This is a genomic window from Acetobacter indonesiensis (assembly GCF_000963945.1).
In the GTDB taxonomy this organism is placed as follows: Bacteria; Pseudomonadota; Alphaproteobacteria; order Acetobacterales; family Acetobacteraceae; genus Acetobacter; species Acetobacter indonesiensis.
The window spans coordinates 55,004-79,017 of the sequence record NZ_BAMW01000009.1; the positions used below are offsets into that span (position 1 = coordinate 55,004).

14 protein-coding genes are annotated in these 24,014 nt (G+C 51.8%); 4 read left to right on the forward strand and 10 right to left on the reverse strand.

Annotated features, from left to right (window positions below):
• Positions 1-18: 18 nt before the first annotated feature.
• From Abin_RS04185 to Abin_RS04205, 5 genes are all read right to left on the reverse strand, one after another.
• Complete coding sequence (locus Abin_RS04185) at positions 19-1,800, reverse strand: AMP-binding protein (RefSeq protein ID WP_052948161.1); 1,782 nt, start codon at positions 1,798-1,800, stop codon at positions 19-21.
• Positions 1,801-1,802: 2 nt separating this feature from the next.
• Positions 1,803-8,138, reverse strand: a complete 6,336-nt coding sequence (locus tag Abin_RS04190) for a type I polyketide synthase (protein WP_146867688.1) — start codon at positions 8,136-8,138, stop codon at positions 1,803-1,805.
• 48 nt (positions 8,139-8,186) lie between these two features.
• Entirely contained in the window at positions 8,187-9,644 is a 1,458-nt protein-coding gene (locus Abin_RS04195) for an AMP-binding protein (protein ID WP_048845107.1), read from the reverse strand.
• 88 nt (positions 9,645-9,732) lie between these two features.
• On the reverse strand, positions 9,733-12,786 hold the full coding sequence (locus Abin_RS04200) for a Hint domain-containing protein (protein WP_158319889.1): 3,054 nt from the start codon (positions 12,784-12,786) through the stop codon (positions 9,733-9,735).
• A 406-nt stretch (positions 12,787-13,192) separates the two neighbouring features.
• Positions 13,193-14,647, reverse strand: a complete 1,455-nt coding sequence (locus Abin_RS04205; RefSeq protein WP_048845109.1) for an NAD-dependent succinate-semialdehyde dehydrogenase — start codon at positions 14,645-14,647, stop codon at positions 13,193-13,195.
• A gap of 440 nt (positions 14,648-15,087) precedes the next feature.
• Between Abin_RS04205 and Abin_RS04210 the strand changes: the two genes are divergently transcribed.
• Both Abin_RS04210 and Abin_RS04215 read left to right on the forward strand, forming a co-directional pair.
• Complete coding sequence (locus Abin_RS04210; protein WP_048845110.1) at positions 15,088-17,556, forward strand: TonB-dependent receptor; 2,469 nt, start codon at positions 15,088-15,090, stop codon at positions 17,554-17,556.
• A gap of 12 nt (positions 17,557-17,568) precedes the next feature.
• Entirely contained in the window at positions 17,569-18,678 is a 1,110-nt protein-coding gene (locus Abin_RS04215; RefSeq protein WP_048845111.1) for a glycerophosphodiester phosphodiesterase, read from the forward strand.
• Positions 18,679-18,856: 178 nt separating this feature from the next.
• Here Abin_RS04215 and Abin_RS04220 read toward each other — a convergent pair whose 3' ends face one another.
• Positions 18,857-19,732, reverse strand: a complete 876-nt coding sequence (locus Abin_RS04220) for a DMT family transporter (protein ID WP_048845112.1) — start codon at positions 19,730-19,732, stop codon at positions 18,857-18,859.
• Positions 19,733-19,924: 192 nt separating this feature from the next.
• Between Abin_RS04220 and Abin_RS04225 the strand changes: the two genes are divergently transcribed.
• A complete protein-coding gene (locus tag Abin_RS04225; protein WP_048845131.1) occupies positions 19,925-20,821 on the forward strand; it encodes a helix-turn-helix transcriptional regulator in 897 nt (298 codons plus the stop codon).
• 63 nt (positions 20,822-20,884) lie between these two features.
• Here the strand turns inward: Abin_RS04225 and Abin_RS04230 are convergent, their stop codons facing one another.
• The 3 genes from Abin_RS04230 to Abin_RS04240 all read right to left on the reverse strand — a co-directional run bounded on the left by Abin_RS04230 (position 20,885) and on the right by Abin_RS04240 (position 22,654).
• Positions 20,885-21,556: a DUF799 domain-containing protein gene (locus Abin_RS04230; protein WP_048845113.1), complete on the reverse strand. Its 672-nt coding sequence runs from the start codon at positions 21,554-21,556 to the stop codon at positions 20,885-20,887.
• Positions 21,553-21,924 (reverse strand): DUF4810 domain-containing protein, encoded by a 372-nt coding sequence (locus Abin_RS04235; protein WP_048845114.1) that lies wholly within the window; start codon positions 21,922-21,924, stop codon positions 21,553-21,555. Before Abin_RS04235 ends, Abin_RS04230 begins: the two co-directional genes overlap by 4 nt.
• Before the next feature lie 67 nt (positions 21,925-21,991).
• Entirely contained in the window at positions 21,992-22,654 is a 663-nt protein-coding gene (locus Abin_RS04240; protein WP_086659357.1) for a CsgG/HfaB family protein, read from the reverse strand.
• A gap of 269 nt (positions 22,655-22,923) precedes the next feature.
• Between Abin_RS04240 and Abin_RS04245 the strand changes: the two genes are divergently transcribed.
• Positions 22,924-23,478, forward strand: coding sequence for a hypothetical protein (locus Abin_RS04245; RefSeq protein ID WP_048845116.1), 555 nt, complete (start codon positions 22,924-22,926; stop codon positions 23,476-23,478).
• Positions 23,479-23,525: 47 nt separating this feature from the next.
• Here the strand turns inward: Abin_RS04245 and crcB are convergent, their stop codons facing one another.
• Entirely contained in the window at positions 23,526-23,960 is a 435-nt protein-coding gene (crcB, locus tag Abin_RS04250) for a fluoride efflux transporter CrcB (protein WP_048845117.1), read from the reverse strand.
• Positions 23,961-24,014: the final 54 nt, after the last annotated feature.

The following is a 24,014-nucleotide window of genomic DNA, read 5'->3' on the forward strand; positions in this document are numbered from 1 at the left end:
CTGGGCTGTTCTTCTTCATCAATGCTTTTCCTGCTTTATAATCCGAAAGCCCTGCGCAGAACGAGGGAGAATTTCCATCTCTCTTAAAATGGTTTTCGGGTTTTCAAGCAGAAAGGCCTTGGTATCCTTGATCATGATTTTCCCGCTTGGGGTTCGGTTCAAGGCTGAAGGACTTACAAAATAGACATATCCCTTTTGTATTCTGAATTTGTCGTACAGGACATCCTGAATATCCTGAAAGACATCGGCGGCATGACTCAAGGCATCATGCGGCACGCCACATACAAAGACGGGCACCGGGTCAATGTCACCCTGTAAAAAGACTGTCGCATTATGTTGCGACACATAAGACGTCTTTTCAGACACGGAAAAAACCAGATCTTCAGGGTCTATGGCAAACCCGTTAAGGACGATTTCGTTATTTTTTCGTCCCGTAAGAAACAACTCATCTTCCACGAAAAAACCTTTGTCGCCCGTGGCAAGATAGTCTTTCCCTTGATAGCAGAAATGTGTGGGCGTTTCAGAACCATAGCCGCAATAGCCGACAGCCACACCCGGCCCGTGGATATAGATAAGCCCTTCCTCCATTTCCGATGCACGTGAAAGCGCGGCCTCGTTTTTGATAATGACAACGTCCGTATCCGCTATCACCTTCCCACAGGACACCAGCACACGGTCATCGGCTGGGTTATCTGTCGTTTCTACAGTGCCGACCAAAAGCGCCTGCCGCGAAAATGACTGGGCAATCCGTTCCGTGCCGCGCGGTTTGGCAGAGACCAGCAATGTTGCCTCGGCCAAGCCATAACAGGGGCAGAACGCAGCATCCCGAAAGCCATAAGCCGAAAACTTTTCAACAAAGCGATCCAGCATATCCTTGCCAATGGCCTCAGAACCAATAAACGCCTGATCCCAGCAGGAAAGATCGAGTTCTGTCACTGACTCATCAACTGCGTTCAGGCACATTTCATAAGCAAAGCCCGGGCCACCGGAAAGAGTTGCCTTATACGTGCTGATGGCATGCAACCAGTTAAGCGGTTTTTCCAAAAACTTTTCGGGCGGCAGCAGCACGCATTGCCCACCCGCACCAATGGCCATTAGAACAGAGCCCATCAAGCCCATATCATGCGACAAAGGCAGCCAACTTACGCCGACATCTCCGCGCGCGTAGCCAAGCTCTTCCCCCTGTTGGGTCAGATTAAAGATAATGTTCCGGTTGGTAAGAATAACGCCTTTCGGAATATTGGTAGATCCAGACGTATATTGAATCAGGGCGTCCTGTTCATTGTCACGCGGGGCGTAAAAATAGCCTTGCCCTTTTTCAGACAGTTCAACCGGAATCCACGCTATTTTCAGGTTTTCAGACGCACATTCTTTCTGAAACACGGACAGTACATTTTTACAGCCCACAACAGCAACGGCCTGACTATCACGCGCAATATGGCAGAACCGTTGCCTGCTGCCAAAATCAGTTGGATATACGCCCGAAACTGGAATAACCCCTGCATACAGGCAACCAAACAGGCCTATCAGGTAATCAGGCCCGTTTTCAAACAACAACACAACGCGCTGCCCCGGCTGAACAAGCTTGCTTAACCAAGATGCCAGACAGCCTGCCTGCTTATCCAGACTCTGCGCGGTCAGTCGCGCTGTCGGGTTTCGACCATCCCCCAGAAACGTCAGAATTTCCAGATTCGGGTTCTTTGTGGCTCGGTAACGACATCCTTCCGCTACAGACCCTTTGCGCCAGTCGATAATCTCTTCATTCTGAACACCGCGTGTTGACTGAAAAGCGTTTGCCATCGTCATTCGTCCTCGGGGCTCATGGTAGAGAGTTTGGTTTGTATCTGGCTATAAAACTTCTTGGCCAGACTACGGATACTGTCATCTTTCGCCAGCATCATAGCCGAAACTTCCACCCCGAATTCAACCCGGATACCAGTTTGCAGTTCAACCCCGGCCAAGGAATCTAACCCCAGTTCCGACAATCTGGCGTTATCTTCAATCGTGTCTTCCTGCAAATGCAGGGTTTTGGCGATAATTGATTTCAGTCGTTCAACAATAAAATCCTGCCTGTTTTCTTCTGGCAGGTTCAGCAATGACAGCATTGTTTCACTGGTGGCCTCCAATGCGCCCACCAGATGATGCATGGCCGTAAAGCGCGAGAGATCCGCAACCAGCGGAACAACGCGAAACCATTTTTCCCAGTCAATATCTGCCACGGTAATCTGCGGCCAGCGTTGTTCCATCACATCTGGCAGGAAGCGTAGAACCTCATGAATATCCAACAGGTTCATGCCAGCATTCCGCAACGCATCGACTGCAACCTGATTGCGTGCCAGAATACCAACACCCTCCACCGGGCCCAGATTGAGTGACAACCCGGCAAGGTTCAGCCCCCGCCTGTTTTCACATATCTGATTCAGAACCTCATTCGCGGCAATATAAACACTTTGCCCGATATTGCCCGTCATGGTGGTCACTGACGAGAACAGAACAAAGAATTCAAGCGGCATGTGGCGTGTCAACGCATCCAGATGGGACGCGCCAACGGCCTTTGCCGCAAACCCGGTTTTCAAACGCTCTGGGGTGATATTCTCCAGCAGAGCATCATCGAACACGCAGGCACAATGGAACACCCCTTTAAGAACAGGCAGCTTTTTTCCAAATTCAGAAAGGCAAAGTTTCAGGCTATCTTTGTCTGTGATGTCAAAATAACGCTCCTCGACCGTACAGCCAGCATCCCGCCAGACCTGAAGCCTGTTCAGAACCACGTCATTGTCGGTTTTCTTACGACCGGTCAAAACCAGATGTGTCGCGCCAGAGGCAATCAACCACTCTGCAATTTCCAGACCAAGACCACCAAAACCACCGGTAACCAGATAAGCGCCTTCAGCGTCAATGTGCGGTCGGGGTGGCAGTTTTTCTTTCCCGACAACATCGGTCAGATCGGTATAATCTATCACAACTTTACCGATATGTTTGGCACTGGAAAGATAGCGGAAGGCATCAACCGTTTTACCGGCGGGATACACCGTTGACGGTAAGGGGTGAATGGAGCCATCGCCAATCATGCTGGCCATAGCGCCAAGGATGTCTTTAATAAGCTGTGGTTTTTCGTTCAGAAGGCGGTCAAGATCAACCGAGAAGAACGAGATATTTTCGTTAAAGACGCGCATGGCCAGAGAGCCATTTTCAATAATGTCTCTTTTGCCAATTTCCACAAACCGTCCCAGAGAAGCAACACTGGCAAGACTGGCGGCCTGTGCCTCACCCGACAGGGAGTTGAGGACAACATCTACGCCTCGGCCTTGGGTCAGATTACGAATTTCATCAGCAAACGCCAATGTGCGGGATGACCATACATGCGCACAGCCAAGATTACGGAGATAGTCTCTTTTTTCTTCCGTTCCGGCTGTTGCAAAGACCGTTGCGCCAAGCATTTTAGCGACCTGAATGGCAGCAAGCCCCACGCCACCACTGGCAGAATGGATTAGTACCGTTTCACCAGCTTGCAACCGCGCCAGATGAGACAGGCCATACCATGCGGTCAGAAACGCAACCGGCAGCGTCGCGGCATCCGGGGCAGAAAGGGACGCAGGTTTTTCTATTGCAAAAAGTGTATCGGCTTTCACGGTAAAGGATGTTGCAAAGCAATCCGCCGCCGCGACAATGTAGTCCTTCCCCTTTACAAAATGTTCAACGCCAGCGCCAACATCCAGAATACGCACGACCGCTTCCATACCCAGCGCGTGGCCGTAGAAAGTGCCTTCAACCACACTATCAGGCAGAAGGTTCATGGCTTTTAGAACATCTTTGAAATTCAGTGCTGATGCCAGAACCTGACAGGAAACTTCACCTGCTGATGGTTTCCGTATTTTACTAGCTTCATAATACAGTTTTTCTAAAGACCCGGTGTCGGATACTTTAAGAACAGCAGACAGATCCGTGCGCCCGGCAAGCGGAAGTGATGTTGTATTATCATTCTTCAGCGATGTTGGCACAACGCGAGCAACAAAGCGCTCCCCGCCTCGCAGAAGGACATGGTCTTCAGAATCATCCTGAATAAGTTCTGCGCCAATACTTTCCAAAACGGCTTCTGCACCGTTCGTCTCAACCTCGATAATTTTTACGCGCAAGTCTGAACGCTCAAGCTCCATGCCGCGCGCAAAGCCGCGAAGAGCAGACTGGGCCAGAGAAACACCCTGCCCCACGGCTGTAACAACACAAAAACGCGGCGAGGCTTCTTCAGCAGAAAGATGTGTTATCGCCTGAACGCACGCCAGAAGCTGCCCAACATCGACTATCTGGCTGGCATCACTTCCTAGAGGACTGAAAAATACTATCGCTTTGTAGTCATTAAACGTGGTGTCTTTAAACGCTTCCTCAAAAAAGGATCGATTATATTCACCGGGCAGCAAAACTGTATCAACTGTCAGAAGATATTGCTCTGACACTGCTTTAAAGGCGTCAATCTGATCTGCATCACCCACAGCAAGAATAGTTTGGGGGTCAACCAGAAGGGGTAAGGTTTCTGCTTTTTTCCACGTTGTTTTATAAAGAAGGTTTTCAAATTTCTTCTTTCTTGTAACGCGAGGAACCGCTTTACAAACCAATTTATCAATACTGAGCACAATATGACCTTCATCGTCATAAAGGTGCACATCAGCAACAAGCTGCTTTGACGAAATTGCCCCCACGCTGACAATTGCCGTCAGTTCAGCACATTTCTGTCCATGATAGATCAGACGTTCCGCACTGACGGGCACGTAAGCATAATCGTTATCTGGATTATGTTCAAAAACCGCTGCGGCGATCAGTTGAAACGCGCCATCAAGCAAAGCTGGATGGACAGCATAGTCTTCGCTCTGGATAGCGCGTTCAGGGGTTAGGCTTAACTTTGCCCACAGCCCTTCTGGCACTGTCGCAATGTCTTCCACAACCTGAAACTGTTCCCCATATTGCAGACCATTCTGGGCAAGTGTTGTATAAAATTCATTTTTATCGAATGTTTTTACGACAACCGGAGAAAAAACCTTACGGCCTTCTACTGGCCAAGGGGCCGACGTCAGAACTTCTACACGAACATGATTGCGCCAGAGTGGATCACTATCATCATCCCCTCGGGTTAGGGTGCTTCCCTCCAGTTTTCCCGTCTGGGCATTATAAGACCACTCAACATCGCAATTTGTTTTTTCTTCAATCAGAATAGGGGAATAAATCTCAAAATTCCGCAATATAGCCTGATGCGTACCATGCACCTGAAAATGCACAGCCAATGCGGCTTCCATATAGGCGGCTGCCGGGAAAATAACATTGCTTTCAATCTGGTGGTCAGGAAGCCAAGGCAGATAGTTCTGATTGATTGTTGCCCGCCAGCGAGGCGTAGCAGACACCATTGGCAACCCTAGCAGCGGATGCACAATCAGCCCTAAACGATCGGCTGCGGCTTCCTGACATTCAGACCAGTAATACTCCCGGTGCCAAGCGTAATACGGGATCGCCACACGCTGGCCGCCAGTCATACGCAGCCAGTCTAGCGGCGCACCGGCTATTGCCAGCCGTGCCAGACAGAGTTCTGCCCAATGCATACCGACGTCATTTCGACGCAGCGAATGAACTGTCTGAATCTGGATATCAGATTTTGAGATAATTTCTTTTACAGAAGGCAGTAGAACAGGATGAGCGCCGACCTCCAGAATTACCTGACTGTCTATTTCTTGCAGTATATGTGAAACCGCTTTAAAAAACTCTACCGGCTGGCGGGAGTTCTGATACCAGTAGTGCGCATCATGCCGAACGTTATCATCCCATTTTTCGCCCGTAACCGTTGAATAAAGGGGAAAAACCGGCTGTATGGGGTGAATATCAGCCAGCATTTTATGCATGTCAGACTGAATAGTTTCCATCAATGCGCTATGGTAAGGCACCTCAACATTCAGCAAACGTACGAACACATCCTGCTTGCTGTAATGATCTTCAACCTTTTTCAGATCCTCTTCCGCACCAGACAACGTGCAGGATTTCAGACTATTTACAGCTGCAACAGACACGCTCAATGCGTGCTTCTGTATGAATTCTTCAACCTTTTCTCGTTCAGCACCGACAGCCAGCATTGTGCCAGAGCCTGCCAAACGCGCCTGAAGCTGACTGCGCACATAAATAACACGCACGGTGTCTTCAAGCGTTAATGCCCCGGCACAATACGCCGCAGCCACTTCCCCCACACTGTGGCCGACAATAGCTGACGGCGAAACACCATATGCCGCAAGAGTTTTGAAAATCAGAATTTCCAGAAGGCAAATAGCTGGCTGGGCTATTTCCGTTTTATGAACGGAGAAATCAGCATTCTCCTCGCTTGTCAAAACAGTTAGAAGAGACCAGCCTGAAAGCTTCCGGAATGTGGCGTCAAATGCCTCTGCCACAGGCTGCACGTCAGGGGGTAGCGTAGACAGAATAGTTTTTCCCATTCCCTCCCACTGCGACCCCATGCCGGAAAAAATCATAACAGGGCCAAGCTTTGGCGCAACAAAGCTGCGACCAATTACAACTGACTGGTTCTGCTTCCCTGTTTTCAGATCAGCAAGGTTCTGAATCATCTCGTCCCGGCTGTCTGCCAGAATGACGGCCCTGTGCTGAAACCACGTTCTGTAGGCGCCAGCCGAATAGCAAACATCATGCAGATCAACAGTCGTATCATTCTGCAAAAATGCACTATAGGCTTCTGCTGCTTTGGCCAGACCTTTTTCATGCGTTGAAGAGAGCGGCAGAAGATAGGTTTTTACGGCAGGCTTTCCCCTGCTTTTGCGGCTGACAGGGGCAGCTTCGTCTTTCTGGGGCGAGCGCATGATCACCATGCTGTTTGTGCCACCATAGCCAAACGAATTTACACCTGCATATAAAACAGATTTTTCAGAAGGCAGCGGAACATTGTTCCCTTTGGGGATGTGAAGGTTCCATTTTTCACATTCAATATTCGGGTTGATATCTTCAAGATTAACTTGCGCAGGGACTTCCCGATGTTCCAAACAAAGAAGCGTTTTCAACACCCCCGCGACACCTGCTGCGGCTTCCAGATGGCCTATATTCGCCTTAACCGACCCTATTACCAGCGGGGCTTGCCCCTGCTTGCTCTGCGCTATTGCGCTGCCAATCGCTGCGGTTTCTATCGGATCACCAACTGGCGTGCCGGTACCATGCGCTTCCACATAATCTAGATCCTGACCAGTCAGGTCACTTCTGTGGAGAACATCTTTGATCAGGGCTTCCTGCGCTGCGCCGTTAGGCACAGTAATCGCCGTTCCTCTGCCATCATGATTGACGCCACTTTTACAAATGACCCCAAGAATAGGATCCTTTGCCGCAACCGCGTCTTCCAACCGCTTGATCAACAGAAGGGCTGCGCCCTCACCACGGCCATAACCATCGGCATCTGATGAAAAGCTTTTTGACCGCCCATCTTTTGCCAGAAAATGCCCACGCGACATTGGCATGGCACCCTGTGGGTTAATAACGAAATTAACGCCACCAGCCAAAGCAATGTCACACTCACCATTGCTCAGACTAAGGCACGCATTGTGAATAGCCACCAAAGAAGAGGAACACGCCGTGTCTATGGTCAGACATGGTCCACAAAGCCCGAAAACGTGCGCCAGCCGTGCAGAGAGCATGGTGGCAGAGGCGGCTGTTGTTGAGAAATGGTCTTTAATGGAGTCCCGGTTGAGCGCGCTTCCACAATAGACCAGCCAATCGAGCGAGAAAGAGCCAACAAAGACGCCCGTATTGCTACCGTTCATCCGCCCCGGAATAATACCGGCGCTTTCAAAAGCCTCCCACGCGACTTCAAGTAAAAGCCGCTGCTGCACGTCCATCAGAGTTGCTTCACGCGGGGAAATGCCGAAAACCTGCGGTTCGAAATACCCGAGTTCCTGTGTCAGGAACGAACCGCGCCGCATGTAGGTTTTGCCCGGCGTTTCGTAGCCGGGATCATAATAACGGTCGATGCTCCAGCGGTCTTTAGGCACCTCACGGCTAGCATCCTGACCGCTATTCAGAAAATCCCAAAACTCTTTTAATGTTGTTATATTTTCTGGAAAACGAAGGCCTGTACCAATAATGGCGAATTCTTGTTTTTTGTTCACGTCAGACCTCAAATTTCCGATAGACAGAAAGATAGTTTCAGATTTTCCTTATTTCTGACGACTACGGAGAATACCATTTGTCAGAAAATCACGATCGGGTTCGCCATCACTACGGTATGGAATTCGATCGACCCAGATCAGGGTTACTGGTGGTAAGTTTTCATATTTTTCATGAAGTTTGGCACCCAACGCAGCACCATCCAGTTCAACGTGACAAACGATCGCGGCCCATGGTGTAAGCACGCCATTATCATCTGGAACAGAGAATGTGCAGGCGTCTTGTATGCCCGGATATGTTTTGCAAATCTGGTCGAGCAGGCGCAGATCAAACTTGTCTCCGCCGAAGGACGCCAGAGAGTCAGTACGGCCTGTTATGAAAATCTCATTTTTATCGTTTAAAAATCCAATGTCACCGGGATAAAACCAGCCATTTTTAAAATGGTTATTTGCGCCCAATTCAGTATCAAGATAGCTTTTTATAACTGTATTACCGCTTACTCTCACGCGCCCTTCTGTTTTGAGCGGAAGGACTTTGTCGGACTCATCAACAATTTCGACGTTCATCCACGGCAGAATTGCTCCTGCACTTTTAGGATCTGACAGATGATCGCTTTTTTTAACGGCAATAACACCGGCCTCTTCCGTGCCATATAAAATATGGATTTTCTTTGTCAGCTTTGCTTTCGTCTTTGTTTCCAGTTCAACAGGAAGACGCCCACCCACCACAATGATTTCAATAGTCTCTTGTGGCATGGAAACGGGAGAAAGTGACGAGAGAATATATTCCAAATGAAGCGGAGAAAGCACCAAAACAATTGGTTTATGCTGCGCGACAGCTAACGCAATTTGGGTACGATCAATGATTTTAACCGGATAGCCTGTAGCCAATGCAGCCAGAACAATCTGGTAACCAGCAAGAATATCAATACCAATACAGCAAATAACAGACAAATCTGGTCTGTCAGATTTTTCAGAAGGAGAAAAAATATTGGATGTTATGAGCTGCTGAATATTTTGTTCAATATCACCCCGCGTCAACCCTATTTTATGGGGTTTAACATCCGTACCCGCTGCCACGCCGATACGACAGAAACCGGGAGAGTCATACTGCTTTGCAGAGTCATCTTTTTGACTCAGAATATCTAAAAACCATTTTTTATTGACTATAAAATTTTGAATACCAGCATCAAGCGGCAGATCGGCTAAAATGAGATCTGGTTTTACAACAGCGAGATACGTTTTGAAGGATGGTCCGTAATCATTCTGGAAGGACGCTGATGCCAGCCCAAGTCTATCTAATGCAAAAATAAGAACCCAGTGGTTATAGTAATCTGCACATCTTATCCCGACAACTGTGGGGTTTGACTGCTTTATACTTTCAAGAGCGTGTGCTGTTTTCCGGACGTCGGCCAGAAAGCCACTCCAGCTCCATGATCGTGATGCACTTTCAAAGGCAGAGCCATATATTTTTGTTCCCCGTAACCGCTGAAGAAGTGTTTCGAGCATATAAGACTTGCCTCATTGAAAGCTGCTGAATCAAAAATCTCCTGCTGCCTGTTATAGCAGCAGGAGACATTTTCAGAACCCTGAAAAATTATGCGCTTAGAACAGCGGCCTGCTTCTGGTCATTTACGCGGTAAGAAACCGTGGAAACAACATCGAGCGTCAGCATTCTAAACCCATCGGTAGACGCACCAGACAGGTCAACCACCGCCCGACCAGAGGTCCAACGTGCGGTTGCGTTGTCTTCCTGTGCAGCCCAACCTTCTAACGTTTCCGTTTCGAGATGGCTGCTGACAGAGACGGTTTCAACGCCACTGAAGAGTTCGATCTTACCGATCTGCACACCCAGTTCACGACGGTCGTCAACAAACGCGCCAAACACATCAACCGGACGAGACGTTCTGGAAGTGATGAACACTTTCTGAACACCCGGCGGCAGCATGAAGGAAACCGTGTTGTTTACCTGCTTCATAGCGCGGATAACGGAACCGTTTTCTGTTTCCAGATGCAGGTTTGCGTCATCAGACCATGTTGCGTCTTCAGCAACCACAACGTCCTGAGCCACGACAGTGCTGCGTGCAGCAATTGCCTTGTGAACAGGTTCAACAACGTCACGGCTGGTTGCAAGCGGTGCTGCTGCATCGTGCGCCCAGTCTTTCGTTGCGTCAAAGTAGCCAGAAACAACATCCGAACCATCAATCCGTGCGAAGGATGCACGATTTCCGGTATCCAGATATGTTTCAGTCAGCACACCGTCAGCTTCGATCACAGAATGATCTTCTGTTTCAATGTGATAGTAGTCATAGACAGCGTAGTTCGTGTCGTAACGTATGCTACGGCCATTGACCAGCATACGTGCAGGAATGAACTGACCATCAATGAACAGGCAATGTTCTGGTGTCACGCGCAGATCTTTGAACGGCACGCCATCTGCCAGTGCATCCTTCATGATGAGCACAGGATAACCTGCTTCATCTGTATAAGCTGCATCAGACCGGACCACAGATTTGTTCTTACCAACCCACTTCACAGTGGTGGGGACGAATGCGTCGCCTTTGCGCACCATGACGGTATCGCCCGGACGAACATCTTCAACCGCAATCTGACCATCAAGCATACGGATCAGCGTGCCCGTCAGGAAGCAGGTTTCAAGTGTAAGTCCTGATGTAGAAGACACAAACTTGAACTTGCTCTGAATACCGACAATGTTGAGGCTGTAGGTATTGCCACCGACCGTAAAGGTAATGTGGTTTGCATCAGAGAAAGAGATATTGGAAACATTGGATGCATTACCAGAAACACCACTGAAGATGATCTGATCCCCGTCACTCCAACTGGTGAACTGTTCGGGAACATCGGTTACACCAGAAGCGATGATGACTTTCGCTGGTGTTGAAGCAGTTGTTCCTGCCAGATCAATAACTGCGTTACCATTGTTACCACCCAGAGCAAGGGTCGCACCACCAGAGACAGTTACTGTACCAATAAGTGTTCCACCAGAAGCCGCTGTCAGGGTACCACCGCTACCGATAGTAGACTGAGAAGCCTGCGCACCTCCGCTAACCGTAACAGAACCATTGGCAGAAATCGTAGTTGCGCTAAGAACCGCACCGCTAGCAGCATAGACACTACCACCTTGAACGGTCGTGGTTGTAGCAGTACCACCAGAGCTGACATCTACTACGCCACCAGCGCTAACCGTCGTATTAGATGCGCTACCTGCAAGGCCTAGACCACCATTGCTAGCAACCACTGTCCCGGATACATATCCGCCAGCACTAACAATTTCTGCACCAAACGCGCTGATAACAGTTCCGGAAGCTATGCCTCCGTTGCTGACTGTAACAGTACCGCCTGATGAAATGGTTGTTGTGTTCAGTACGCCAGCGCTATCGACATAAACTTTGCCGCCACTGATGCTATTGGTAATAGCTGTGCCGCCAGAACCAATTTGAACGACGCCGCCACCACTAACTGTTGTGTTGGACGCAATACCCTGAACGCCGAGGCCGCCGTTACTACCGACGGTGGTTCCAGAGACATAACCCCCAGCACTAACGGCAGTATTGCCATAAGCACTGATAACTGACCGCAGAGCAGTGCCGCCTGAAGCAACCTGTTCAAGACCACCGCTTACTACAGCGCCGACAGCGGTGCCGCCGCTACTGACCAGCTGAGAACCACCGCTAGCGACGATTGTCGCTGAGGCTGTGCCGCCGCTCAGAATTTCTGTGCCGCCAGAAACAACGGTTGCCCCTGAGGTCAAACCACCGCTCTGAACAATTTCTGTGCCACCGCTAACGATTGTGCCACTTGCGATACCACCGGAAGAAATAACTTCCGTGCCGCCACTAGCAACAGTGCCGCTTACGGATGTGCCGCCTGCGAGAACTTTCGCCGTGCCGCCTGCGAGAATCTGTGCACCGCTTGCAACCGACTTGTTAGCAACCCAGCCACTTTCACTTCCCGGCGTGTTAGCGAGACGCGTAGTGGTGCCACCAGATCCGTTTGCAGAAGATAGATAATACCCACCGATAAGCTGCAGACCACCATCATGGAAGGTGCCACCAAATGCGCTACCACCATTCAGAATAAGCTGCGTGCCCTTAAAGTCGCCGCCAACAGCATATGATGAGCTGAGCAGTTCCGCAGCGCCGACCTCAAATGTACCGCCAGAAACCACACCAGTTCCGAGAAAGGTTTGCCCCTTAGCCGTAAAGGCACCGGCCACAACCATCCCGCCAGAAAGGACATGGGGATCTACGATCAGACCAGCAGAACCACTACCGTAACCTGATGCACCTGCCGCCACAGCAAGACCGCCACCAGAAGAAACAATAGCGCCGCTAATTACCCCGCCGTTGGCTGCGAACGCACCACCACCCGAATTGATGATCGGATTGAGGATAAGGTCGCCTCTGTTAACAGACGCACTTCCATTATAGTTGTCCGCCAGAAGCACACCGTAAGCATTTGCCGTCGCGCCGGATAATGTACCAGAAGCGGTAGCCTGATTCAGGTGCGCAGTGCCTCCGCCATCAACATACCCAGATATCGCACCGCCATTCTGGATAGTACTACTATCGCTATTAGTGTAAGCGGAAGCACCGCTTACAAACGAACTATAAACATCGCCCGTCGCCATACTCACTTTCCTCTTGTTGTACATCATTCCTAAAGGCGACGGCTGCGAGCTTAGAACGGTGTTGGTCGATATTTCCGTTTGAAGGCCACAAACATCACCTTAAACCGCATACTTCATAGGACACGTAAAAACAAACATTAACTTTAATCAATATTTGACATTTTATGATTTTCCGCAGAAAATAGGTCTTAACCCTCTGTTTGCGCATGATTATTTTCATTAGAAAAATTACATGACTGTTATGTTATCATTGTCTTTGCATGCATTAGAAATCACCTAACAGAGTCGTTTGGACTATTTGGAACGGCAATAAAAAAGGGACCCGGAACGATTTCCAGACCCCTTTATTTTCTTATATCTTAATAAAACCTTAAGAACAGGCGAATACCTACCCTGTTTTTATCGGTCAGAACTCGGCTTTAGCCTGCTCGCTGGAAACCAGCTTGATGTAGGTATGGGCACGAAGGGCTTCTGGTCCGCCTTCCGTGCCGTAACCTGAATCCTTGATACCGCCGAAGGGCACTTCCGGCACGCCAATGCCATGATGGTTGATAGCCACCATGCCAGCCTCAACCTTCTCGCCCAGCAGGCGCTGGGTCCGCTCGTTTGTGGTGTAGGCGTAGGCGGCCAGCCCGTATGGCAGACGGTTGGCTTCTTTCACAGCCTCAGCCAGATCCGTAAATTCGGACACAATGGCAAGCGGACCAAAGGGTTCTTCCTGCATCACACGCATGGACAGATCCGGGTTGCTGATCAACGTTGGCGGGAAGAAGCAGCCTTCGTTTGGCAGGGGCGTTTCTGCCTGCCAGATGGTGCCACCCTTAGCGCGGGCATCTTCCACCAGCTCCTGCAACGCTTTGACGCGGCGGGGATTGACCAGCGGGCCCATGGTCACACCGTCATCGACCCCGTGACCAATTTTCAGGGCGTTCATCTTCGCCTTGAATTTTTCCACAAACGCCGGGGCAACGCTTTTTTCAAGCAGGAAGCGTGTCGGGGCAATACAGACCTGCCCGGCATTGCGGAACTTTGCTGCACTTAACCGGGCCGCAGCGGCATCAAGGTCGGCATCCGCGCAGACAATAACGGGGGCGTGGCCACCAAGCTCCATTGTAACCGGCTTCATCTGTGCGCCAGCTAGGGACGCCAGATGTTTGCCCACTGGGGTGGAGCCCGTGAAGGAGATTTTGCGCACAACAGGGTGTGCAATCAGATATTCAGATATTTCGGCCGGGTCACCATAGACAAGAGACACCGTGCCAGCGGGCACGCCTGCATCCAGAAACGCCCGCAGCAGTTCAGCCGGAGATGCCGGGGTATCTTCCGGTGCCTTGACAATAACCGCACACCCGGCCCCCAGCGCCGCGCCAAGTTTGCGGGCAATCTGGTTGATGGGGAAGTTCCAGGGTGTAAACGCGGCAACAACGCCTACAGGACGATGCAACACACGTTGTTCAACATTTTGCGCACGCGGCGGGATCAGCACATCATTCAGGCGACGGCCTTCTTCAGCAAAATAGTCGATAACGTTGGCTGCACCCTGAATTTCGATAATCGCCTGTTCAAGCGGCTTTCCCTGTTCAAGGCTCATGATCCGGCCAATGGATTTGGCGCGTTCACGCAGCAGTTCGGCTGCCTTGTGCATTATCACGAAACGGTCCCATGCGGTCAGGGCCCGCCATGCCTCAAACCCTTTGGCCGCACCATCGGCTGCCAGAGCCAGTTCGGCTTTGGAGGCATGCGCCACTTTCCCTATGGTTTCTCCGGTGGCGGGATCCTGCACGGGTAACGTACGACCATCTGCCGCATCCTGCCATTTGCCGGATATCAGAAGCTGTACGTTCAAAAATTCATCTGACATGCGCATCTCTCAGACTATCTAGACAAGCGAGCCACCATGACGCCGCCCTTTGGGGTCAACCACAGAGCACCATCATCCGCAGGGCGCAAGAGCTGACCTTTTTTCTCGGCCTCGCCCAAACTGGAATCGAGCGCCACACCCCGGATATGGCCCATCTTGCGGTCCCCTTTTATTGGGCGTTATGCAGACACCCTCTGCCTGTTCTCAAGGCAGAGCGAGGGGTCACGGTCGTCTCGCGGGAATGACATAAACGAGCCACAAAGCAGAACGTACTGTGTCAATTAAAAAACACACCGATCAAAACTTTCCTGAACGAGTGTTGCAACAACACTTCAAACCCGCATTAATCAGCCATTTTAATAAAACTGTCACTCTTATTCAGAACGTTTCATTTTTAAGAAGCAGGGGAATTTTTCACTGGCTCAGGGCACAGCACCCCCATGCATCTTCTGTCTTTTTCCCGCCGCAAGGCTTTATGGCTGTTCTGCTCCCCTCTGGCTTTTTCTGTGGCCCATGCCGCAACCACGGCCAAACCGCATCACACCACACACCGGGCCCATGTAGTGCCGCGCACCAGCGCGCCGGGCGTAACACCCGTTGCAGCCCCAGTGGCGAGCGTGCCGCATGCCGCCGTGCGCCGCACGTCAACCCAGCGTGCGGCCCATGCGGCTGAATCGGAACAGATTATTGCAACAGGCCGTCACAGCCGGTCCGAACAGACGGTTGGCCATATTCAGATGCAGCGCACTCTGCCCGGCATCAACCCTATCAAGTCCCTTCAGATTCTTCCCGGCGTGGTCTTCAACAACGCTGACCCGTGGGGCAATAACGAACAGAACTCATCGCTGGTAATTCACGGCTTCAACCAGAACCAGCTTGGCTACACACTGGATGGTATCCCGCTGGGGGATCAGTCTTACGGTAACTATAACGGCCTGTCCCCGCAGCGTGCGGCTATTAGTGAAAACTTTGCCTCGGCTTCAGTGGCAACGGGTGCCGGTGCGCTGGGCACGGCTTCGACCAGTAACCTGGGCGGCACATTGCAGTTTACCACGCAGGACCCCCTGCACCGCGCCGGTGGCCAGTTGAGCCAGACTTTCGGCAGCTGGTCTACCTTCCGCACCTTTGCCCGGATTGATACGGGTGATTTTGGCAACGGCAATTCCGCCTACGTGTCATGGGGCCGACAGGACGCCCGCGCGTGGGATTTTGCAGGCCATCAGGGCGGGAATCAGGTCAACGCCAAGTTTGTGCATGAAGATTCAAAGAACAAGGTCAGCGTTTTCTTTGACTGGTCCGAAAAGGTTGAGCCCAACGAAGACGGCATTGTCATGCCCAACGGTGGGTCACTATATGTGCGTCCGTTCATGTATCCCAACCTGAACGAAGCCGTTAACTACTATAAAAATTCACAGGCCTATACGTCTGCAGGCCTGAACTACCGCAACTATTACTCCGCCGCACAGCGTCAGGATTACCTGATGTATGCAAGCTGGCAGCATGAGTTCAGCAAAAACCTGAAATGGGACACCAAGATCTATTATCATCACGATATTGGTGAAGGTGTGGTGGCTGGCCCCATTACGGCTGCGGGTCTGCCCACACTGTTTTCGTCCTACTTCCCCAATCAGTCTTCATCACAGTTGTCTGACGTGTTTGGCGGGTCTGGCATGGCCACCCGGACAACCGAATACTGGGACAACCGTGGCGGGATCATGAGCAATCTAACCTACCATCTGGGCCAGCACACCATTGAACTGGGCGGGTGGTATGAACGCAACAACAACACGCAGGCACGCCGGTGGTATCCGTTTGATATCAACAACCCCACCACCCCGTATGAACGCCAGCAGAACGCGCTGATTAACCAGTATACCAACTATTTCTACACCAACACCTGGACAACGCACCTGCAGGATTCCTGGAAAATCTCCAAGAATTTCTCATTGAATGCCGGGTTCAAGTCTGAACTGGTTTACACCAACGGTACACTGCCTGTTGCCGGCCTGCCCGGTTCACTATCACCCAAAACCGCCATTACCGTGCCGGGTGGCACCATTGCGGCGGTGCGGCCCTTCCTGCCGTCCTTCGGGGCGCTGTGGAACATTACGCAGCATGAGCAGTGGTTTGCCAACATTCAGGAAAACATGCGGTCTTTTCAGGCTGCGGGTTATGGCAACGCCACCCCCTGGGGTGTAACCAGCCAGGCCGCGTTTGAAGACTTCAAGCGTCATGGCAAACCTGAAACATCCTGGACGTATGAAACCGGGTTCCGTACCAACAGGCATCTGGATGCTGGCCCGCTGACAAACATCAGCGGTCAGCTTGAATACTACCATGTGCATTTCTCAAACCGTCTGCTGGCTGTGGCCTCAACCCAGACGCTGTCTTCCATTGTGGGCAGCGCCACCACACTGACAAACGTTGGGTCGGTTTCTACTGACGGGATGGATTTCTCCTTCACCGCGCAGTTTGGCCAGCATTTCTCATTCTACAATGCGCTGTCCTATAACAAATCGACCTATAACGATAACTACCTGAACGGTTCAACGGTTGTGCATACCGCAGGTAAAAACGTGGCCGGTGTGCCGAACTGGACTGAAAAGTTCGTGGCCTCCACCCACTGGGGTAATTTTGACGCCCAGTTTATTGGCGATGTTGTGGGCAAACGCTACACCACCTTCACCAATGACCTGCATGCCAGCGCCTATGCCCTGTTCAGCCTGAATGCCGGCTATAACATTACGGGTATTCCGCATGTGCGTTCGCTACGGGTGCAGGGGAACATAACCAACCTGACAAATGAAAAAGGCTGGTCTACCCTGAACACCAACAACGCATCGGGCCAGTATACGGCGTTCCCCATTGCGCCGCGTATGTATTTCCTTACACTCACGGCCTCCTTCTAAGGGGTAGAGCGTATGGCTGATCTTTCCCGTCGTGCACTTCTGGCTGCCACCTGCGCAGCCGGATTTATGGGCGTAACCCGTAGCTGGGCCGCCCCTTCCCTTGTGCCAAAACCGCTTGTTTTTGCGCACCGTGGCTGTTCTGCGCAGCGGCCGGAACATACTCTGGCATCCTACGCAAAAGCCATTGCCGATGGCGCAGATTTTGTCGAACCCGATCTGGTGCCAACCAAAGACGGTGTTCTTGTCTGCCGCCATGAAAGCAATATTGCCGAAACGTCTGACGTGGCAGACCGGCCCGAATTTGCAAACCGCCGCCGCACGTTGAAAATTGACGGGCGGGAGGAAACAGGCTGGTTCACCACAGATTTTACGCTGGCGGAACTGAAGACACTCCGCGCGCGTGAACGGCTGGCCACCCTGCGGGTGCACAATACCCGCTATAACGGGCAGTTTGATATCCCGACCTTTGAGGAAATGATTGATTTCGTTGCCGCGGACTCTGCCGCCCGTGGCCGTGTGGTGGGGATTATTCCTGAAATCAAGAATTCAACCCATTTTCACGCTCTGGGCTTTGACCCGGAAGCCACGTTTCTGCGGATTATTGCAGCCCATAGCTATACCCGTTTTGCTCCGCTTGAAGTGCAGTCTTTTGAAACAACCAATCTGCGCCACCTGAAAGACGCCGTAAAAGCCGTCAACCCGCAGGCACGCGTCATGTTTCTGATGGGTGAACGCGGCCAGACCCCGCCTGACCTTGCTGCCAAAGGACTGAAAACTACCTTTGGTGACCTGATGAAGCCGGAAGGGTTGAAAGAGGTCCGCACCTATGCCGATGTTATTGGCCCGTCTCTGACTGACCTTATCCCGCGTGATTCACAGGGCGCGTGGACAACACCCACCACGTTGATTGACGATGCCCACGCCGCAGGGCTTCTGGTGCATGCCTATACTTGCCGCCCGGAAAATATCTTTCTGCCAAAGCAGCTTCGCAATGCAGACGGAGATGCTGCGCGCAACATCAAAGGATCACTGGCTGAAATTCGCCGGTATCTGGATATGGGGCTTGATGGTTTCTTCACCGATGATCCGGCTATTGGCCGAAAGGCTGTTGATCGGATCTGACCTGCGTCAGGCTGGCGTTATTCCGTTTTACCCGGCCTGAAACAGCATTTTACAGTGATCATAGTTTGACGATTTTGACCGGCTCTCTGGATGCTTCTGCATCAGAGAGCCGGTTTTGGTTGTGAGTGGCTCTATCCGTTCAGCTTCGGGTTGCACCATGCTGCGAAAACACGATCCGTCACGCACGGGGCTTGAGTTTATGCCACGGAAAAAAGGAAACCAGATTACCTACCAGCACCAGCGCAATGCCTGCGCCCATGCTGGCTGACCACACGCTGTTTTCTGCAATACTGGAAATAACCAGCGCCACCACGGGTGAAAGAATAGTGGTGTACGCCGCGCGGTCTGCACCAATAACATGCACCAGCCGCAGATAGGCCACAAAACCGATAATAGACCCCGGCACAGCCAGATAAAGCAGGGACGCAACCCACCCCGGCTGCCATGATCCGGCCAGCCCATGCCCTGTCAGCAGCAGCCATGCTCCGGTAAAGCCACAGCCCCACATCATGCCCCGGCAGACAACAGTTGGCAGATCAAGCCCCTTCAGCAACAGGTGGCGCGAGATCATGTTGCCGATTGAAAAGCAGGCTGTGCCGCCCAGCGCCAAAGCAATGCCGTCAATTTCCGTCAAAGACGCACCGGTGACGCCCATCATCAACGCCACGCCAGCCACAGCCAGCACGCCCCCCACAACCCCGTGCAAGGCAGGCCGAATACGGAAAAACAGCCACTGGTTCAGCATATTGAAAATAACGGCCAGACTGAACACAACAGACACCGTGCCGCTGGAGATACTTTGTTCAGCCCGATACATGAACATGTAATTGCAGGAAAACATGGTGGCCCCCAACAGCGCCAGCAACGGGATATCCTGCCGGGGAGCAGCCTTCCATTTTCCTGATAATTTCAGCCACCCCGCCAGCAACGCAGACGCCACCAGAAACCGCCAGAAAATGGCTGTGTTGGCGTCCGTTACCGCAACCTGCATGTGAATGGCGTACCACGTTGTGCCCCAGATCAGCACAACCGCAAAAAACAGGAACGCCGCCATACTATTCTTACCCCTTTGCTTTATGGTCTGACGCAACACGGGGTGGGTGGGCTGCGCCGTAGTCCGTGTTGCACCCTACCCCCGGTTAAACCGGGGCTGGAGGGGCCGCTATCATATTCCTGCGGTTTTTGCCGCCGCATCAGGCAGGGCCTACTTGCCTTGCGCTGTATTCCATGCCGATATGGTAACAAGATGTCCGCGCTGTCCCGCTTCACCATCCGCAATTATCTGCACGGCCGATCGGTGCCCGCCGTGGCCGAAGTGGAACTTGGCGCAGGTTTGGCCATGGTGATCTGGGACCGGGATGAACGGACCTGCACCACCTATGAAACGCCTAATCACCACACGCTTAGCCTGTATCTTGAACACGGGGACAAGCTGCGCAAACGCACGGCGTCTGGTTGGCAGAACAGCCACGGCGCGGGCGATTTCTGCCTGATGCCGCACAATGTCAGCACGGAATGGGATGTGCAGGGCCCCATTCGTATGTTCCATTTCTATATTGCGCCCCAGACGTTTGACCGCGCCGCGCATGAAATATTCGACATGGACCCCGACCGTGTTCGGCTGGGCCATGATGCCTATTTCAGAAACCCGCGGCTTGAACGGCAGATCCGCACCTGCATGATCAACCTGTGCTGGCAGCCCCCTGAAAACCGGCTTGCCCTTGGGCAACAGGCCCAGACGCTGCTGCACCATGTGCTGAAACAGTGCTCCACCCGGCTGGTTAACGCGCCCCAGCGTGGGGGGCTGTCACCCGCCAACCTGCGCCGGGTTGATGACTATGTCAGGCAGGCACTTGACCAGCCATTGGGGGTTGAAGACCTTGCCGCGGTAGTGGGGGTCAGCCCGTATCATTTTATCCGCTCATTCCGACAATCAAGCGGGGAAACACCCCATGCCTTTGTGTTGCGGCGCAGGCTTGAACACGCGGCATTTCTGCTGAAAATGGGCGAACCGGCCTCAACCGTGGCCCATGCGTGCGGCTTTAGCTCACACAGCCATCTGTCTGCCCGCTTCCGGCAGTTCATGGGCGTTACCCCTACCGAATACGCCCTGTGGGCTGGCCCCAGACAGATTGCGCAGTAACCTTACAAAAACGGCGAGAGACCCTGGCCCCTCGCCGTTTTTCAAAAGCTTTTACGGTGCGGGTCAGTCTGTGCCGTATTTGACCGACCGCGGGCCATAAAGCAGGCCATCAGGTGGGCCAACACGCAGCAGCCGCTCTGCCGTAATGCGGGACACACGGAAGCTTTCGTCCGTCAGGTTGTTCACAGCCTGATTAACAGCCGCACTGACCAGCATGCCGATAACACCACCGCCTGCCGCTGGTCTGTCACCCAGATCACGCCCGGATGCCGTGCCGGTGCCGCTCCACAACACACTGCCGGTTTTCAGGTCAATCAGTTTGGTCGATGCGGTTACAACCGTATCACTGCTGACAACATGATACACCGAACCATAGGCTGTAACGGTTGTGTACAACGCTGCATCCGCCCCGAAGATGGATTGTAATTTGGGGGCGGAAACCTGGGCAATATCGTCTGGCGTATCCAGCCCGTTCTGGCGGAATGTTTCCATCTCGACCGTGACGGGCACCACGTAATAGCCCCCTTCAGCCAAAGGCTGCGTCATCTGCGCAACCAGACCATTGGATGCATTTACATCATGCGTGTGGTTAACAGGCGGCAGAATCAGGATGGAGCGCGGCTTGGCAGAGCGGAACGCCGTGTAGTCTGGTGCCTGTGTGGGTGTGGCACAGGCGGCCAGTGTCAGCAGCAACGCGCTGCACGCGCCCATACGGAAAAAGCGGGATAAAGTCATGATGCGGTCTTTGCTGGCTGGCCAAGATTTTTCAGCAGAAAATCCATATAGGTTGCTGATTCAGGAAACAGTGTTTTTTCCTGACTGAATTCCTGCTGGGCCAGGTCTGTTCTGCCTGTTGCGGCATACAACATACCCAGATGCGCATGAAACCCCGGTGGCAGCGCCAGATTTTTGGCCTGTGCCTTCTGCACATCTTTTTCAAGCGCGATAATCTGCGCCTGATGGTCAGTCTGCCCTTTCAGGTAGAGATACTGCTGTTCCGGGTAGTCCCGCCAGCTATACAAAGGGGGTGTCCGGTCCGAACTACAGGCGGCCAGAAACCCCAACAGGCCAATGCCTGCCAGTGCGCTTTTTGACAAAGCCATTTGGTATAAAATCCGTTTTGACGTTTAAACGTGACGGGGCAGATATCGCCCCGTTATTGGTGGCAAATTACCGTATTTGCCCTGCATCAACCTGCTGTGCCAGATGGTTGACGGCATCTTGCACCGCCAGATCAAGCACTTTTCCATTCAGGGTTGAATCGTAACTGGCTGTGCTGCCAAACCCGATGACCTCACGGTCGGACAGGCTATATTCGGCCGCGCCTTCACTGGATGTGACAATCTGCGATGTCAGCGGATTTACAATCTGCAAGCTGACTTTTGCATAAGCAATCTGGCTACGACCACGGCCGGCAATACCGAAAAGCTGCTGGTCACCTACTTCTTTCCGGCCAAATGCTGTTACATCACCCGTCACAAGGTAGCTGGCGCCCTGAATGGACTGGCCCTGTTTCAAAAAACCGGCTTCCTGACGGCCTTCTGTCAGATTATCACGGTCCATCACAGTGAAACGGCCGCTTTGCTGAAGGCGGGTCAACAGAATGGTGCGCGCCTGATTGCCCAGACGGTCAATGCCGTCTGAGAAAATACCATTCATATAGTTTGACCGGTTGGCAAACTTACCCGCGGCAATTGCCACGCGTGGGCCATTATAAGGCACCTGCGCACTGGCCACCACGGGCACCGCCACCGTGCGCGAGGATTCCGTAGCGCACCCAGCCAGAACAAGGCCTGCAACGGCCAGAGAGCCGAAAGAAAGAACAGAACGCAAACTGCCAATTCCCACTCAAAAAATTACTTTTCGGCAATATACATAGTTTTAACAATTTGGATAGTGTGGAAGAGTGCAACCCTATTCCCACAATAAATCTTCCTCATCAAACCGAATGGATACTGAAAAAAAATAAAGCATTAAGCTAAAACGTAATTATTGTTTGTATTTTATTAATATTTTTTGCTTTTATGTATCTGGATTTTTTAGCATACCTATGTAATCCAGCGCACAGACTATAAACTTATTTCAAGGAAGCTTCTAAGACAATGACTCTCCGGGTTGTGAAAAACGCTGTGGCAGCCATTTTCCTTTTTCTGTGCGGCTGTAGCGTTCACATGAACGATCAGGGCGGTGTGTACGACAAAACGTACCATAGCGATGTAAAAAGCGTTCTTTTACTTGATAAATTTAGCCGCCAGACGGATGTACGTGTTCGGCACCTGTTTTTTGATGCGCTGAAAAACAATCTGGCTCGCTGCAATGTCGCTTTAAATGAAGTTCAGCTTGATGCCGTTTCACTGGATATCAACCGTGATATCGACGCGAAGATAAAAGAGAATAATGCGGATTCGTTATTGTATGTTTTAACAACGGCAGTTGATCTGAATCAAAAATCGCAAATCATGGGGGAAACCTTCAGAACAAAATTTACAGATATCGCCAGTAGAAAGACCGTTTGGGTAAATGACTACAATATTTCCATCCAGTCTTTCACCCTTGAAGGCTTCACTTTTGATCAAACCCGTCAGATGGTTACAAAAGTTGCCGACAGCATTTTTGAAAAATTACAGAAAATTGGTATCCTTAAAAACTGTCATTAACAGCCAAATAAGCTGACCCGCATAACGCATTGCCAGCCAGCCTGTTATCAGACTTCTTCTTCAATATCGGCCTGTGCCACCAGCATTGTGTGGTGGTTCAGGCGCGATGCCAGAATATGGCCCAGGGATGCAGCCCCTACGCACAGCACAACGGACAGCCCGACAGTCAGCATGGCGCGGCCCCATGCGCCGATGCGCAGCAGATCAAGCGTTTGCAGGCTGAAGGAAGAAAAAGTGGTATAGCCACCACATAGCCCGATCATGACAAACAGGCGCATGTTTTCTGAAACGGCATAGCGGCCATCGGCCAAAGTCAGTGTGCCGAAAAAAGCGATAATGAATGACCCCACCATATTGACCGCAATAATTGTGCCCCACGGCATCATGCGGCTATAGGGGCCTGTCAGCACGGACACAACGTAGCGGGCCAGCGTGCCCAAGGCACCGCCTAGCATAACAATAAGACACGTATAAAAAGACATTCAGGCCCAGCCCTTCATAGTCATGGCGGGCGCACATTCCCGCCGTTATGGCAG